Below are 14,131 nucleotides of genomic sequence, written 5' to 3'. Positions count from 1 at the left end.
GCGCGGATCAGCGTGCGATGCCGGGCGGCGGCACCGGGTCCTCGTCCGCGGGGAGCCGCCGTACCTCGACCAGGCGCAGCCCGAGACCGTGCAGGCGGGAGATCAGGCCGACGACCGCGGACTGGTCCGGCAGGCAGCCGTGCAGCACGGTTTCCGGCGGTTCGACGCTGACGGTCAGGTCGTGTAGTTCCGACAGCAGTTCGGCCGGGATCACCCCGGAGACCCTGACCTGGTATGACGCCTCGGACATGAGCCTTCCCTCCGTCGTCGGGTGCGCCGATCCGTCATCCCGTGAACCTGCCGCTGCGCCTGCGCTGGGCTTGCATCAGGGCGACCTCGTCCGCGCCCGGGACGACGATCAGCGGGTCCGGGCGGAAGTCGAGATCCGTCGCCCGCTCCTTGTAGTCGACCGCGTTGAGGATGACCTTGATGGTGTTCAGTCGTGCCCGTCGCTTGTCGTTGGAGCGGACGATCAGCCAGGGAGCAGCCTTGATGTCTGTGCGCACCAGCATCTCGTACTTGTGGTTGGTGAAGTCGTCCCATCGGTCCTGGGCCTGCAGGTCGATCTCGCTGAGCTTCCACCGGCGCAGCGGATCCGTCAGGCGCCGCTCGAAGCGGCGGGCCTGCTCCTCCTTGGTGACGCTGAAGTACAGCTTGACGAGGACGGTGCCCTGACGGACGAGGTCCTTCTCGAAGCCGGTGACGCCCCGCAGGAAGTGCTGGTACTCCCTCTGGCTGCAGAACCCGAAGACCCGTTCCACCATCGCGCGGTTGTACCAGCTCCGATCGAACAGCACGATCTCCCCGCCGGTCGGGAACTGGGCGACGTAGCGCTGGAAGTACCACTGGGACCGCTGGTCCTCGGTGGGCCGCCCGAGCGCGACCACGCGGTAGCGCTTCTCGTTCATGTAGCGGGTGACCCGCCGGATCGCCCCGCCCTTGCCCGCGGCGTCCCGGCCCTCGAACAGCACGATCATCCGCAGATCCTCGGCCTCCAGGTGGCGCTGCAGCTTGAGCAGCTCGACCTGCCACGGACGCAGACAGTGATCCGCCTTCGCGGGCATCGTCGTCCTCCTTCGGCCGGCCGGCACTCAGCCTGGGCCGACCCTCGTCGTGGTACGTCATCCCGGGCGAGTGACGTCGCCGATCAGGCCCAGCGAGCGGGCCCGGCGCACCGCCTCGTTGCGTCGCGAGGCGGAGAGTTTCCGCAGGATGCTGCGGACGTGGGTCTTGACCGTGTTGACCGAGACGTACAACGTGGCGGCGATCTCCTCGGTCGGCAGCATGGCCGCCATGCCGTGCAGCACCTCCATCTCGCGCCGGCTCAGCGTCTCGACGATCACCACGCCGCCGGCATCCGTCGCGCGTACGCCCGGGCGTGGAACCGCGGGCGTCTCGCCCTGCAGGAGCCGGTACTGCTGGGCGAGCTCGTCGTCGTCGCGCAGCACCCGGCGTAGCCGTGCCCAGACCTGCTGGACGGCGCGGCGCTGGAACTCCGGTCCGGCGGCGCGCAACGCGTGCCGCAGGGAGTTGCGTGCCCGCTCGACCTCGCCGAGCTGCTCGGCGATCGTGGCCATGACGAGCCAGGCCTCCACACAGGTCGGTGGGGTCAGCGCGGTCGAGGCCAGCACCGGCACGAGGGTCTCGGCCGCCTGCTCCGGTGCCCCGCCGGCGGCGAGGGCCGCGGCATGGAGCACGACCACCTCCGCCGGATGCGGCGTGGCGAACCGGCCGACGGTCTCGACCGCCTCGCCGGGCCGACCGGTGACGATCAGCAGGTGGCCGTGCGACACGGTCAGCTCCCGCGCGAGCCACTCCGGAGGCGGGGGACCGGGCGCCGTCAGAGCCTCCTCGAGCAGTCCCATGGCACCTCGCAGCTCGCCACGCGCCTGCAACCGGCGCGACTTCACCAGGCCGTAGGCGGCCGCTGCGACACCGTCGGTCCGCGGGTGATGCCTCGGGTCCGAGGCCCGCAGATGACGTCCGGCCGCGTCGACCTGGTACCGCTCCATCGCCACCCAGGCCAGGGTCAGATGGGCGAGCACGGGTCTGCGGGCAGGTTCCAGCCCGCACTGGTCGGCGGCCTCGAGGGCCTCGGTGGCCAGCTTGCCGGCCCGGTCGAGCCGCCCCCGGTAGGCCTCGACGAGCGACAGATGGGCGAGGGAGTCGATCGCCAGGCCCCGGCAACCGGCCGCCGTGGAGGTCGCGACCTGCGTCAGGCACGTCGCGGCCGCGTCGACGGCGCCGAGGTGGCTGTGGGCCGAACCTTGGGCGGCCGTGGTCAGCAGCCGCAGCTCGGGACGGTTCGTCAGCACCGCGGCCGGCACCCGGCCGAGTGCCTGCTCGATGGCCGGGCTGAACTGCAGCACCTGGGGATGATCGTCGCGCGCCGCCGCGAGCAGGACGCCGAGGACCGAGTCGGCCAGGGCGAGGGCCTCGGTGTACTCCCACCCGCGGCGGATGACCAGGTCCTCGGCTCGGGCAAGATGCCGGGCACAGCGGTCGACGGAGCCGTCGGCCAGGGCCAGCGCGGCGGCCACGACGGCGGCCTCGGCGTCCTCGCAGTCGTCCGGAAGCTGCCCCAGCAGGGCACCCAGCCGGCAGCTACGGCCCTCGAGCACCAGCCGGCCGATCATGTAGTGGTCGATGGCGATCGTGGCGGCCGCGTGCCAGTCCCGCGCCTTGACGGCGTGGCTGACCGCCTCGACGGTCTGGCCGTGCGCCGCCAGCCAGACCGCGGCGTGACCGTGGAGATTCGCCGTCCGTTCCGGGGCCTCGCACATGAGCTGGGCACGCAGCAGCTCGGCGAACAGGCGGTGGAACCGGTACGTCGCCGAGTACTCGGCCGCCGGCTGGACGAAAGCGTTGCGCCGCTCGAGCTCCGCGAGCAGCCGCCGGGCGTCGGCCCGCCCGGTGACGGCCTCGGCCAGCTCGGGAGTGAACGTGTCCAGGATGCTGGCTTCCAGGAGAAATGCCCGGACATGCGGTGGCTGGACCCGCAACACCTCGTCGACGAAGTACTCCGCGATGGTGGCCTCATTGCCGGTGATGGTGTCGACGAGATGTTCGGCGTCGCGGTGATCCTGCAGGGCCATGGCGAACAACCGCAGGCCGGCCGCCCAGCCCTCGGTGTGCTCCAGCAGCGACGCCAGCCTCGGCGGGCTCAGCTCGACGCCGTGCAGCGCGAGGAGCTCGGCCGCCTCCTCGGTGGTGAAGGCGAGATTCTCGCTGCGGATCTCGGTCAGTCGTCCGGCGAGCCGGTACCGGTGCAGCGGCAGGGGCGGGTCCCAGCGGCCGATCAACGCCAGCCGCAGCACCGGGCTCGTGTGCCGCAGGACGAACTCCAGGTCCGCGGCCCACTGTTCGCCGGCGAGGCTGGACGCGCCGTCGAGGACGAGCAGCAGGGGCATCTCGTGTTCCGACAGCTCCGCTGCCAGCCGTACCAGGAACGATCTGTCCACGCCCGACCGCGAGGGCAGGGCCGTCAACGCCGGGGAGATGGCGACCCCGGCGCGGCGTAGCGCCGCCACCACGTACGTCCAGAAACCCGACGCCTGGTCGTCCTCGTCCTCGAGGGTGATCCAGGCGACGGCGGCGTGCGCGGCCTCCCCGCGGACCCAGGAGGCCGCCAGTTGGGTCTTGCCGCTGCCCGCCGGACCGACCACCAGCGTGACCGGGGCGTCTCTGCGGGCGATGAGCGTGTCGAGCAGGCGGGGCCGTGCCACCATGAAACGCGGTCGTTCGGGAATCTCGAACTTGGACTCCAGCAGCGGATCGCCGTCCGTCTCCGGACCGATCACAGGCGTGGTGACAACGAGATCAGCGCGCACGTGCCCTCCCTCCTGTGCGGTGAACACGGAGCTTCGCCTCCAGCCTTGTCGCCGGACTCACCCTCCACATCGTCCGAATCGGATAATTTCGCGGTACTCCTCCCCGGAGGATGGTGCGTCCCGCGGCGTGCGGAATGTCTGCTGCTCAGCGGACCGGATCGCCGTTCCATGGAGGTGCGTCATGACAGAGCGGACGGCAGTCGCGACAGCGGCGGCGGACTATCCGACCCCCGACGCCCGGATGGCGGCGGGACGGTCGGCCCGGCTCCGGACGACGATCGACTCGCACGCGGCCCTGCCGCACGACGAGGACGGCCCGGATCCGGTCGAGCTGCTGACGGCCCAGGACGCGACCCGGGTGCCCGAACTCGTGCCGATCCGATACGGCCGGATGCTCGCCTCCCCGTTCGCTTTCTTCCGCGGCGCCGCCGTCGTCATGTCGGCCGACCTGTCCCGTACCCCGGTCTCCGGACTGAGGTGCCAGCTCTGCGGTGACGCCCACCTGAGCAACTTCGGGCTGTTCGCCTCGGCGGAGCGCCGGCTGGTGTTCGACATCAACGACTTCGACGAGACCCATCCCGGCTTCTGGGAGTGGGACGTCAAGCGCCTGGCGGCGAGCGTGGTCGTCGCGGCCCGGGACAACGGCTTCCGCCGGAAGGTACGCGCGGCCGTCGTCCGTGAGACCGTGGGCCGGTACCGGCAGGCCATGCACCGGTTCGCCTCGCAGCGGGAGCTGGACGTCTGGTACGCGCGCGCCGACCTCGAGGAGGTGACCGCCCTGCTGCGGAACCAGCTCAGCAAGGCCGGCCGCAAGCGCATCGCGGCCGCCCAGGCCAAGGCGCGTACCCGCGACAGCATGCAGGCGTTCCGCAAGCTGACGACGCTGGTGGACGGGCACCGCCGCATCGTGGCCGACCCGCCGCTGATCGTGCCGCTGACCGACCTGCTGCCCGACACCGATCGCGCGGATCTGGAGACACAGATGCGCGACCTGCTGGCCGGGTACGCCGAGACCCTGGCCGGAGATCGGCGGCATCTGTTCCGCGCATTCCGCTTCGTGGACATGGCCCGCAAGGTCGTCGGTGTCGGCAGCGTCGGCACCCGCTGCTGGATCGTGCTCCTGAGCGGCCGTGACCAGGACGACCCGCTGCTGTTGCAGGTGAAAGAGGCGATGCCCTCGGTTCTGGCACCTCATGTGGAGCCCTGCCCCCCGGCCGCGTGGCGCAGCGAGGGGGAGCGGGTCGTGTCCGGCCAGCGGCTGATGCAGGCCACCGGCGACATCTTCCTCGGCTGGCAGACCTTCGCGGGCATCGACGGCCGCACCCGCGACTTCTCGGTACGGCAACTGCGCGACTGGAAGGGCTCGGCTCTCATCGCGACCATGGACCCCGAGGCGATGCGGACATACGGCGCGGTCTGCGGCTGGACCCTCGCCCGCGCCCACGCCCGCACCGGCGACCGGATCGCCATGTCCGCCTACCTCGGCGACGGCGACGCCTTCGACCAGGCCCTGGTGGAATTCGCGGAGGCCTACGCGGACCGCAACGAGAGCGCCTACCAGCGCCTGGTCGCCGCGGCCCGCACGGGCCGCATCTCCGCCCGCGAAGGCGTCTAGATCTCCGCTCGAAGGCGTCTAGGGTGCGGTGTCCGCTGTGGTCTTGTGGAGGCGGGCGTGGAAGAGGCCGAGGCGGTAGAGGCGCTCCAGCCGGCGCACGGTGAACGGGTGCGAGCGCGGAAGCTGCGACAGCCCGACCCAGAAGCCACGGAGCTCCCGGCCCTGGCGGACCAGCTCGTCCACGTCGACGACGTTCTCGGTGTGCCGGCCCGAGGCGAGCAGCACCAGGCCGGTCATTCCCCGGGGCGACAGATGGGCGCCGTGCCGGTCGCAGGAGTATTCCCGCAGCCGGGACAGGGCCGGTCCCAGCAGGGGGATCCGTTCGGAGTACGCCACCGAGAGCTGGTACCACAACGAGACGTGGTGCAGCCGGATGTGGCCGAGCTCGTGTCCCAGGATGAACCGCAGGCCGTCCTGGTTGTGGTGGTACAGATTCACGAACAGCTCGTTGGACAGCACCACGTAGTCGTGGCCGGTCGCCTGCGCCGCGAAGGCGTTCAGGGCGCCGTTGCCGTTGCTGAGGTAGATCTGCGGGCGGCGGCGGAGCTCGAGGCGGCGCGCGAAGTCGTCCGCCGTGCGGTACAGGTCGCCGTACTGGCGTGGCGACAGCTCCACGGCGGTGCCGCGTACCGACGCGCGCTGCGTCTCGCGGATCACGATGAGTGCGGGGACGAGGAGCAGCAGGGCGATCAGCGCGGAGCGCACCGCCGTCGCCCACCCGGAGTCGGCGAGGCGCTCCGGCAGGTACGGCAGCATCACGGCGGCTTGCACGATCGCGACGATGATGAGCACGTTGAGTATCGCCATGAAGGCGTAGAACGGCAGCTCGGCCGGGTGCCGCAGCGGGCTGCCGCCGGTGGTGTGCTGGCGCGTCGACGTCGACACAGTGCCCTCCTCCTTCGGGGACCGGTGGTCGGGCACAGCGTCCGCCGCGGGCTCGGCGGCCGCCTCATCCTGGCTGGATAGGACTGGTGCGTACCCGCCGGCTCACCCTGCGGAGATGAGGTGCGGTTCCCGGCCGGACGCGAGGATGGCGGTCATGGTCGACTCCGGAGCCCGCAGCGCGTCCGCGCTGCCGGCGGCCTCGCGGCCCGCGCAGCGGTGGCTGGCGCGCTTCGCCTTCCTCGCCGCCGCCGCAGCGACGGTCCTCGTGCTCGCCGTGGCGGGTCTGCGCGGCGGGATCGCCCTGCTGGTCGTCGCGGTGGCGGGCATGGCGACCGCCCTCGCCGGGGTGTGGTGGTTCCTCACCCATCGGGGACTGCTGCGCTGGCTGGCCGCCGCGGTCGTGATCCTCGCGCCGCTGGCCGTCGCCGTGCTGTACGCACGCGCCCGGCTGGTCTGGGTCGTCGTGGTGTTCGCGCTGCTCTGGTCGGCGGCCCTGGCCGCGGGACGGCAGGCCCTGTCGGCATCCGCGGCCCGGCCCCGCGAACACGACACGCCACCGCCGCGGCGCCCGTACCTGATCATGAATCCCCGCTCCGGCGGCGGCAAGGTCGGCCGCTTCGGCCTGGTGCAGCGGGCCAGGGCGCTCGGCGCCGAGGTCGTGCTGCTCGACGGCGCCGGCACGGACGTGGCCGGGCTGGCCCGGCAGGCGGTCCACGACGGGGCCGACCTGCTGGGTGTCGCCGGCGGCGACGGCACCCAGGCCTTGGTGGCCGGCATCGCCGCGGAGCACGGGCTGCCCTTCATGGTCGTCTCGGCGGGCACCCGCAACCACTTCGCCCTCGACCTGGGCCTCGACCGGGAGGACCCCGCCAGTTGCCTCGACGCCCTCACCGACGGCGTCGAGCTGCGCGTGGACCTGGGCATGGTGGGATCGCGGACGTTCGTCAACAACGCGTCGTTCGGCGCGTACGCGGCCGTCGTGCAGAGCCCCGCCTACCGCGACGACAAGACCCGGACGACCCTCGACCTGCTGCCCGGCCTGCTCACCGGTCAGCGGGGGCCCGGGCTGCGGCTGTCGGCGGGCGACACGGTCGTGGCGGGTCCGCAGGCCGTCCTGGTCAGCAACAACCCCTACGCCACCGGCGACATCGCCGGCCTCGGTCACCGGCTCCGGCTCGACGGCGGTGTGCTCGGGGTCCTGGCCGTCAGGGTACGCGGCGCGTTCGACGCGGCCGGGCTGGTGCGCGGACGGCGGCGGTCGGGGTCGCTGACCGTCGTCACCGCCGACGAGGCGGTGATCGACGCCGATGCGCCGTCGGTGTCCGTGGGCATCGACGGCGAGGCCGTGACCATGCCCACGCCGGTGCGGTGCACGATCCGGCCCGGCGTCCTGCGGGTCCGGGTGCCGCGCAGGCGCCCCGGCGCCGGCTCGCCCCGGCCCGAGCTGGACTGGGTCCGGCTGCGCCGGCTGGCCCTGCCCGCCGGCCGGGCGTGACCGCACCGGGCCGCAGGGCCCCACTCGTCGTCGCGCATCTGTCGGACCTGCACCTGGGCGCCCACGATCCGGATGCCGTGGAGTCGGTGGTCGCCGACGTCGCGGCCGTACGCCCGGCGCTCACCGTGGTCACGGGCGACTGCACCATGCGCGCCCGCGTCCACCAGTTCCGCCAGGCGCGGGAGCTGCTCGACCGGCTGCCCGGGCCCCTGCTCGTGGTGCTCGGCAACCACGACGTGCCCCTGGTCAGCGCCGCGCGGCTGGTGGCGCCGTACCGGCGGTATCGTCGGCTGGTCCGGTCCGACCTCGACCCGGTGGTGCGGCTGCCCGGCCTGACCGCGCTCGGGCTCCACACCGCGCCGGCCTGGCGCTGGAAGAGCGGCCGGGTCTCGCGGCGCCAGAGCGACGCCGTCGTTGCCGTCCTCGGCGCCGCAACCCCGGAGGCGGTCCGGATGCTGGCGCTGCATCATCCGCCCCGGGCAACCGGCCCGGCCCGGCTCGCCGGTCGGGGCCGGCTGTTCCGGGCCCTCGCGGCCGCACGGGTGGATCTGCTGCTGGCCGGGCACACCCATCTGCCCGCGGCGGCCCTCGTGCGGGTGCCGGGGACCGCGCACCGGCTGGTCGAGGTGGTGGCGGGCACCGCGGTCAGCCGGCGTACCCGGGGAGTCGGCCGGTCGTGGACCGTGATCCGCGTGGACGAGCAGGCGGTCGTCGTCGAGGAGCGCCATCAGGCGGCCTCCGGCTGGCTCTCCGGTCATACGCAATGCTGGCCGCGGCGGCCTTGAGTCAGCGGACCACCCGGATCATGACGGTGCGGGCCAGTTTGTCGTGGACCGCCTGCCGCCGACGGTCCACGAGGGCCCACACCGCGCCGATCGGAAAGCACGTCAGCACCACGGCGCGGACGACGGCCGACGGCCAGGACAGATGGGCGGAGCGGACGGCGACGACCCGCAGGCCGAGCAGGGCCATGGCGGGGGTCCGGCCGGCCAGCGCCCAGAAAAGGGCGTGATAGCACGCCAGCAGGGTGGGCAACACCAGCAGATAGCCGGAGGCGACGGCCCGGGTCAGCTCCTGGACGCCCAGGACCGTCGCGATCACGCCGGCCACGGCGATGGCGCCGGTGAACAGGACGGCGACGATGACGGCGTCCAGCACGTACGCGATGGTCCGGCTGACCGGCCCGGCATACTCCCGCGACACCCGGGGCTCACAGGTCGACCGGCGGTTCCGGCTTCGGGCCGGGGTGGTGGAACATGCGGAAGGTCAGCCTGTCCACCGCGGTGTCGCCGGCTTCCGCGCCGGTCCGCAGCCGGCCGACCAGCTCGTCCACCATGCTCTCGCGCTGCCCGCGGATGAGCGTCCGGATCCGGTCGGGCTCCTTCTCCAGCAGCAGCAGGACGTCGTCGAGCACCGCATGCACGACTGGGCGCAGTACGCGCTGGAGCTGGTTGTCCACGATGTGGTCGACCAGCGGGGACGTCGCGACGGCCGTGACCGCCGCTTCGGCCGCTTCCGCGGTCCGCCGCCGGTAGCGGGCCCGCTCGGCCGCACCCCGTGCGGCCAGCTCGGCCAGCTGCCGCCGCCGTTGCTCGGTGACCCGGCGGAGGTCGCGGATCAGGCGGGTCGCGGCCGCCTCCGCCTCGAACGCCGCGCCCACTGCCGTGTCGCCCCACCGGGAGATCGTGCGCTGCGCCGCCGGGTCCGTGGTCGTCATGCCACGACGATCCCGCTTCGCACCGGCGGATCGCGCCACCCGTCACGGATGAAACACGGATGCAGCCGGACCCGGGTCCGGCTGCATCGGTGGTGCGCTGTCAGCGGCGACGACGGGACACGCGCCGCGCCGTGCGGCGGGCCGTGCGCCGGGCCACCCGGCGGGATCCGAACACGTCTGTACCTCCTTCTTCGTCGGCGACGGCCGTCAGCGGGCCGCCGCGGTCTCGAGGTCGTGCAGCTCCTTGGCCTCCTGCGCGGTCGCCAGGCCGATCTCGACGAGGTCGAGGGGGCTGATGAAGCCGTCGCCGATCCGGTAGCCGCCGGCCCGCGCGATGGCGTCGCGCAGCGGTACGGCCCAGTGGTGTTCGATCAGCAGCAGTGCCGCGGCGCTGTCGTCGGGGATCTCCGCGATGATGTCCCACGCGTCCGCGTCGGTGAACGCGTGCAGGCCTGTCGTCGCGGCGGTCTCGGCGCCCTCCGCGGCACCGGCCTCCATGCCGGCCTCGCCGTCGATGCCGAGCCCGACCAGCGCGCCGATCTTGCTGCCCAGCTCCACCGCCTCCTCGGTGGACAGGTTGCTCAGGTGCTCGACCTCCAGGTCGCCGCGGGCGTCCTTGTAGACGGCGAGCGCGTCGATGACGCGTACGGTGTCGCTCTTGCGCAGCTTCTCGAGCTCCGCGATGACCTCACCGTGGAAGTTCGGATGGGAAAAACCCAGGACGATCATCTGGACCGGACCGATGGACATCTGCTGCAACTCCCTTCCCGACCGGACAGCAGGGCGAGAACCACCCCTCGGCCGATCGTCCGGTGCCCCGCGCGGCGCCGCCTCATCCATCGAGGGTGACCGGCCTTGCGCGGGGTCGGCGTCCTGGCACCGCACGTGGATCAGCTCGACGCCCGAGCGGTCCAGATCGGCCAGCAGTCGCCGTAGTCCCTCGGCGGACAGGCGGGCGTGGATCGTCGACTGTCGGGCGACGGCCTGGCAACGGACTCCGGCGAACGCGGAACGCAGCACCGGGCCGAGGAAACCCTCCACACAGATCTCGTATCGCACGCCCATGGCGACACACTGCCCGTGCGCGTCCGCCGGTGCTTCATTCGTGCGGAATGAGGCCCGCCGCCCGCGTCGCATGGCTGACTGGGTGCCCGGTGCAGTTCAGCGAAGGGATGTGTACGAATCATGGCAACACTCGTCGCCATCGGCTACCCGGACGAGACCACCGCGACGGCCGCGTCACTCGAGGCACAGCGGCTCGCCAACGACCTCATCATCCAGCCCGACGCCATCGCGGCGATCATCCGCGACAGCGAGGGCAAGTTCCACGTCACCACCAATCATCATGCGGTGAAGGGCGGCGCCACCTGGGGAATGTTCTGGGGCCTCCTGTTCGGCATCCTGTTCTTCATCCCGTTCCTCGGCATGGCCGTCGGCGCCGGCCTGGGTGCCCTGATGGGCAAGATGACCAAGGGTGCGATCAACAAGGAGTTCCAGTCCCAGGTACGCGACATGCTGCAACCCGGCACGTCGGCGTTGTTCCTCGTGGTCGAGCACGTCACGCCCGACAAGGCCGTGGAGGGACTGGCCCGCTTCGGCGGCACGGTGCTCAAGTCTTCGCTGCCCAAGGAGACCGAGGCCGAGCTGCAGAAGGCGCTGCACGGCGAGGAGGCCACCGCGTCCGCCCAGTAGCCGTCGCACCAGATGCCCGGCCGGCGACGGCCGGGCATCATCCGGCCGGGGGTTCGCCCGCCGCACGAGTCAGGAGGATGCGATGTCAACGCAGGGTCCGACGGCGGATGCGCCGTACGCCGGGGTGGAGCACAGCGAGGCGTCGGGATGGGTCGCGGCGGTGCTGCTCGGCGGGGTCATGCTCGTCCTGCTCGGCGCGGTGCACGCCGGCACCGGCCTCGTCGCCCTGCTGCGCCCCGAGGTGCTGGCCGGCGGTCGCGCGGACCTGTTGCTGCCCGTGGGGTTGACGGCGCTGGCCTGGTGCCACTTGGTGATCGGTGCCGTCGCCGTGACGGCGGGCGTGGGGCTGGTGCGCGGGCTTCGCTGGGCGCGCGTCACCGCGATCCTGCTGGCGGGCGCCGCCGCGCTGGTGAACTTCGCCTTCCTGGCCATCTACCCGGTGTGGGCCGTCACGGCCATCACCATGACCGTCATCGTCATCTACGCGGTGGCCGCGCACGGGGCCGAGGTCGCCGGCGCGTACGGCCGTTCGTGACAGGGGAGGCCGGCATGTGGCGCAAGCGGATGCCATGGGCCCGGGTCCCGCTGCGCCGCGGCACGGACCGGGTGCAGGCCTGGCTGACGCTGGTCCTGGTCATGACGATGCTCTTCGCCGCACCCTGGACGGCCTGGTGGGCGGCGCGCACGACCTATCGCGACGTCGAGCGGGCGGTCGCGTGGGAGCGGCAGCACCGCCTCCCGGCGACGGCCACTCTCGTGGAGGACGCCTCCGTTCAGGACGGCCACGGGTGGTCCGCGACGGGAACCGTCCCGGTGCGGTCCCGGTGGACCGGGCCCGACGGCACGATCGGCTCGGGGGAGGTCTCGGCCCCGGCCGGCGCCCGTGCCGGCAGCACGGTGCCGATCTGGCTCGACGACCACGGCCAGGTCGTTCCCCAGCCCGCGCCGCGCAGTGCCGTGGCGGACGCCACGCTGGCCGCGGTGCTGGCCGGTGGCGCAGTGGTCACCGGCCTCGGCGGCGTGCGCCGCATCGTCATCTGGCGCCTCGACCGCCGCCGGCTGCGCTCGTGGGAGGCGGAGTGGCTGGTCGTCGGCCCGCAGTGGACCCGGCGATGACCGTGCCCGGCGCCACCGGCGCGCTGGGCCGCTGGGTTCCCGGCGTGCAGGTCGTGTCGACCTACCGCCGGGGCTGGCTGCCCAAGGACCTCGTCGCCGGCCTGGTCCTGTCGACCCTGCTGGTGCCGCAGGGCATGGCGTACGCCGAACTCGCCGGTCTCCCGCCGATCACCGGCCTCTACACCACGGTGCTCGGCCTGCTCGGCTACGCCCTGTTCGGCGCCTCGCGGATCCTCGTGGTCGGGCCCGACTCCTCGCTCGGCCCGATGATCGCCGCGGTGCTCATCCCGATCGTCGGCTCCGGCGGCGACCCGGTCGTGGCCATGGGACTCGCGTCGATGCTCGCGCTGCTGGTCGGCCTCACCATGACCGTGGCCGGGATCGCGAAACTGGGCTTCGTCGCGGACCTGCTCTCCAAGCCGACGCAGATCGGCTACATGAACGGCCTCGCGCTGACCATTCTGGTGGGACAGCTCCCGAAGCTGTGCGGGTTCTCCGTCGACGGCACCGGCCTGATCGACGAGCTGTCCGGCTTCCTCGGTGGGCTGGCCGCGGGCGACGTCGTGCCGGCCGCCCTCGGGGTGGGCCTGTTCACCCTGGCCGTCATCGTGGCCCTGCAACGCTGGCTGCCCAAGGTCCCGGCGGTGCTGGTCGCGGTCGTCGGTGCGATCGCCGCCACCTGGCTGCTGGACCTCGGCGAGCGGGGCGTGAAGCTCGTCGGGCCGCTGCCGGAGGGCCTTCCGCCGTTCACCCTGCCCCACGCGACCTGGTCGCAGCTCGCGCTGCTGCTGGTCGGCGCGGTCGGCATCACGGTCGTGTCCCTGACCGACACCGTCTCGACCGCGTCCTCCTTCGCCGCCCGCACCGGCCAGGAGGTCCGGGCCGACCAGGAGATGAAGGGCGTCGGCGCGGCCAATATCGCGGCCTCCTTCTTCCAGGGCTTCCCGGTCAGCACCAGCGGGTCCCGCACCGCCGTCGCCGAGCAGTCCGGCGCCCGTACGCAGGTGACCGGGGTGATGGGAGCGGCCGTCATCCTGGTGATGCTCGTCCTGACGCCGGGGCTGTTGCGGGATCTGCCGCAGCCCGCGCTCGGCGCCGTGGTGATCGCCGCGTCACTGTCGCTGGCCGACGTCCCCGGCACCCTCGGGCTGTGGCGCCGGCGCCACACCGAGTTCTCCGTGTCGATCGCGGCGTTCCTGGGCGTGGCGGTGTTCGGCGTCCTGCCCGGCATCGGCATCGCCGTCGGGCTGTCGGTGCTCAACGTCTTCCGCCGGGTGTGGTGGCCGTACCAGACGGTGCTGGGGCGGGCACGGGGAGTGCCGGGTTACCACGACGTGCACTCGTACCCGGACGCCGAACGCCTGCCGGGGCTGGTGATGTACCGCTTCGACGCGCCGCTCATCTTCGCCAACGCCCGGGTGTTCCGCGACCAGATCCGGCGCCTGGCCCGCACGGAACCCGCGCCGCGCTGGATCGTGCTGGCCGCGGAGCCGGTCACGGACGTCGATACCACGGCCGCGGACATGCTCGAAGCGCTCGACCGCGAGCTCGACGCCCGCGGGGTGTCGCTGGTGCTGGCGGAGCTGAAGGACCCCGTACGGCGCAAGATCGATCGTTACGGCCTGACCGGCCCCCTCGATCCGGCGCACTTCTTCCCCACGCTGGACGACGCGGTGGCGGCCTACCGGACCCGGACCGGCGCCGACTGGGCGGCCCCCGTGCCGTCGCCGGGGCGGGACGACTCCGGCGAGTGAGGTGCTCATCCTCGCGGGGTGACGTGT

General features: G+C 72.7%; 14 protein-coding genes. 7 read left to right on the top strand and 7 right to left on the bottom strand.

All coding sequences use genetic code 11. From position 1 onward, the window contains the following. Positions 1-7: 7 nt before the first annotated feature. Genes EDD30_RS07370 through EDD30_RS07360 form a run of 3 tightly spaced genes read right to left on the bottom strand, consistent with a single transcriptional unit; the run spans position 8 to position 3,830 of the window. Positions 8-250 (bottom strand): hypothetical protein, encoded by a 243-nt coding sequence (locus EDD30_RS07370; RefSeq protein ID WP_071809932.1) that lies wholly within the window; start codon positions 248-250, stop codon positions 8-10. 34 nt (positions 251-284) lie between these two features. Then, positions 285-1,064 carry a polyphosphate kinase 2 gene (gene ppk2, locus EDD30_RS07365; protein ID WP_071809930.1) on the bottom strand — a complete coding sequence of 260 codons (780 nt, stop codon included), beginning with the start codon at positions 1,062-1,064 and terminating at the stop codon, positions 285-287. Positions 1,065-1,121: 57 nt separating this feature from the next. Beyond that, positions 1,122-3,830, bottom strand: a complete 2,709-nt coding sequence (locus tag EDD30_RS07360) for a winged helix-turn-helix domain-containing protein (protein ID WP_071809928.1) — start codon at positions 3,828-3,830, stop codon at positions 1,122-1,124. Positions 3,831-4,011: 181 nt separating this feature from the next. Here EDD30_RS07360 and EDD30_RS07355 point away from each other — a divergent pair, with 181 nt between their 5' ends. Further along, complete coding sequence (locus tag EDD30_RS07355) at positions 4,012-5,445, top strand: DUF2252 domain-containing protein (protein WP_071809926.1); 1,434 nt, start codon at positions 4,012-4,014, stop codon at positions 5,443-5,445. 18 nt (positions 5,446-5,463) lie between these two features. Here the strand turns inward: EDD30_RS07355 and EDD30_RS07350 are convergent, their stop codons facing one another. Further along, positions 5,464-6,330 carry a M48 family metallopeptidase gene (locus EDD30_RS07350; protein WP_071809942.1) on the bottom strand — a complete coding sequence of 289 codons (867 nt, stop codon included), beginning with the start codon at positions 6,328-6,330 and terminating at the stop codon, positions 5,464-5,466. Positions 6,331-6,484: 154 nt separating this feature from the next. Between EDD30_RS07350 and EDD30_RS07345 the strand changes: the two genes are divergently transcribed. Both EDD30_RS07345 and EDD30_RS07340 read left to right on the top strand, forming a co-directional pair. Continuing rightward, positions 6,485-7,825: a diacylglycerol/lipid kinase family protein gene (locus EDD30_RS07345; RefSeq protein WP_071809940.1), complete on the top strand. Its 1,341-nt coding sequence runs from the start codon at positions 6,485-6,487 to the stop codon at positions 7,823-7,825. Continuing rightward, positions 7,822-8,610, top strand: a complete 789-nt coding sequence (locus tag EDD30_RS07340) for a metallophosphoesterase family protein (RefSeq protein WP_071809924.1) — start codon at positions 7,822-7,824, stop codon at positions 8,608-8,610. Before EDD30_RS07345 ends, EDD30_RS07340 begins: the two co-directional genes overlap by 4 nt. Position 8,611: 1 nt before the next feature. On the opposite strand, the gene EDD30_RS07335 is transcribed toward EDD30_RS07340, so the two are convergent. From EDD30_RS07335 to EDD30_RS40450, 3 genes are all read right to left on the bottom strand, one after another. Then, positions 8,612-9,028: an RDD family protein gene (locus EDD30_RS07335; RefSeq protein ID WP_071809922.1), complete on the bottom strand. Its 417-nt coding sequence runs from the start codon at positions 9,026-9,028 to the stop codon at positions 8,612-8,614. A gap of 7 nt (positions 9,029-9,035) precedes the next feature. After that, the gene (locus EDD30_RS07330) at positions 9,036-9,542 is read right to left on the bottom strand and encodes a hypothetical protein (RefSeq protein ID WP_071809920.1); all 507 of its coding nucleotides are present in this window, start codon (positions 9,540-9,542) and stop codon (positions 9,036-9,038) included. Positions 9,543-9,749: 207 nt separating this feature from the next. Beyond that, a complete protein-coding gene (locus tag EDD30_RS40450; RefSeq protein WP_244945156.1) occupies positions 9,750-10,607 on the bottom strand; it encodes a hypothetical protein in 858 nt (285 codons plus the stop codon). A 120-nt stretch (positions 10,608-10,727) separates the two neighbouring features. On the opposite strand from EDD30_RS40450, the gene EDD30_RS07320 reads away from it, so the two are divergent. The 4 genes from EDD30_RS07320 to EDD30_RS07305 all read left to right on the top strand — a co-directional run bounded on the left by EDD30_RS07320 (position 10,728) and on the right by EDD30_RS07305 (position 14,104). After that, complete coding sequence (locus tag EDD30_RS07320; RefSeq protein ID WP_071809918.1) at positions 10,728-11,234, top strand: DUF1269 domain-containing protein; 507 nt, start codon at positions 10,728-10,730, stop codon at positions 11,232-11,234. 82 nt (positions 11,235-11,316) lie between these two features. Next, positions 11,317-11,769, top strand: a complete 453-nt coding sequence (locus EDD30_RS07315) for a DUF7144 family membrane protein (RefSeq protein WP_071809916.1) — start codon at positions 11,317-11,319, stop codon at positions 11,767-11,769. A 14-nt stretch (positions 11,770-11,783) separates the two neighbouring features. Beyond that, positions 11,784-12,350, top strand: a complete 567-nt coding sequence (locus EDD30_RS07310; RefSeq protein ID WP_084557908.1) for an Rv1733c family protein — start codon at positions 11,784-11,786, stop codon at positions 12,348-12,350. Next, positions 12,347-14,104 carry a SulP family inorganic anion transporter gene (locus EDD30_RS07305; protein WP_071809934.1) on the top strand — a complete coding sequence of 586 codons (1,758 nt, stop codon included), beginning with the start codon at positions 12,347-12,349 and terminating at the stop codon, positions 14,102-14,104. The genes EDD30_RS07310 and EDD30_RS07305 overlap by 4 nt, the downstream gene beginning before the upstream one ends. The last annotated feature ends 27 nt before the right edge of the window (positions 14,105-14,131 follow it).

Origin of the sequence: Couchioplanes caeruleus (assembly GCF_003751945.1) — a bacterium.
Classification (GTDB): domain Bacteria; phylum Actinomycetota; class Actinomycetes; order Mycobacteriales; family Micromonosporaceae; genus Actinoplanes; species Actinoplanes caeruleus.
The sequence above is the reverse complement of the archived record's forward strand: the minus strand, read 5'-3'. Positions and strand labels throughout refer to the sequence as shown.

What these genes read in the sequence shown, in the direction of transcription:
- EDD30_RS07370 (WP_071809932.1), bottom strand. Translation starts at nt 250, where the DNA reads ATGTCCGAGGCGTCATACCAGGTCAGGGTCTCCGGGGTGATCCCGGCC.
- ppk2 (WP_071809930.1), bottom strand. Translation starts at nt 1,064, where the DNA reads ATGCCCGCGAAGGCGGATCACTGTCTGCGTCCGTGGCAGGTCGAGCTG.
- EDD30_RS07355 (WP_071809926.1), top strand. Translation starts at nt 4,012, where the DNA reads ATGACAGAGCGGACGGCAGTCGCGACAGCGGCGGCGGACTATCCGACC.
- EDD30_RS07345 (WP_071809940.1), top strand. Translation starts at nt 6,485, where the DNA reads ATGGTCGACTCCGGAGCCCGCAGCGCGTCCGCGCTGCCGGCGGCCTCG.
- EDD30_RS07330 (WP_071809920.1), bottom strand. Translation starts at nt 9,542, where the DNA reads ATGACGACCACGGACCCGGCGGCGCAGCGCACGATCTCCCGGTGGGGC.
- EDD30_RS40450 (WP_244945156.1), bottom strand. Translation starts at nt 10,607, where the DNA reads ATGGGCGTGCGATACGAGATCTGTGTGGAGGGTTTCCTCGGCCCGGTG.
- EDD30_RS07320 (WP_071809918.1), top strand. Translation starts at nt 10,728, where the DNA reads ATGGCAACACTCGTCGCCATCGGCTACCCGGACGAGACCACCGCGACG.
- EDD30_RS07315 (WP_071809916.1), top strand. Translation starts at nt 11,317, where the DNA reads ATGTCAACGCAGGGTCCGACGGCGGATGCGCCGTACGCCGGGGTGGAG.
- EDD30_RS07310 (WP_084557908.1), top strand. Translation starts at nt 11,784, where the DNA reads ATGTGGCGCAAGCGGATGCCATGGGCCCGGGTCCCGCTGCGCCGCGGC.
- EDD30_RS07305 (WP_071809934.1), top strand. Translation starts at nt 12,347, where the DNA reads ATGACCGTGCCCGGCGCCACCGGCGCGCTGGGCCGCTGGGTTCCCGGC.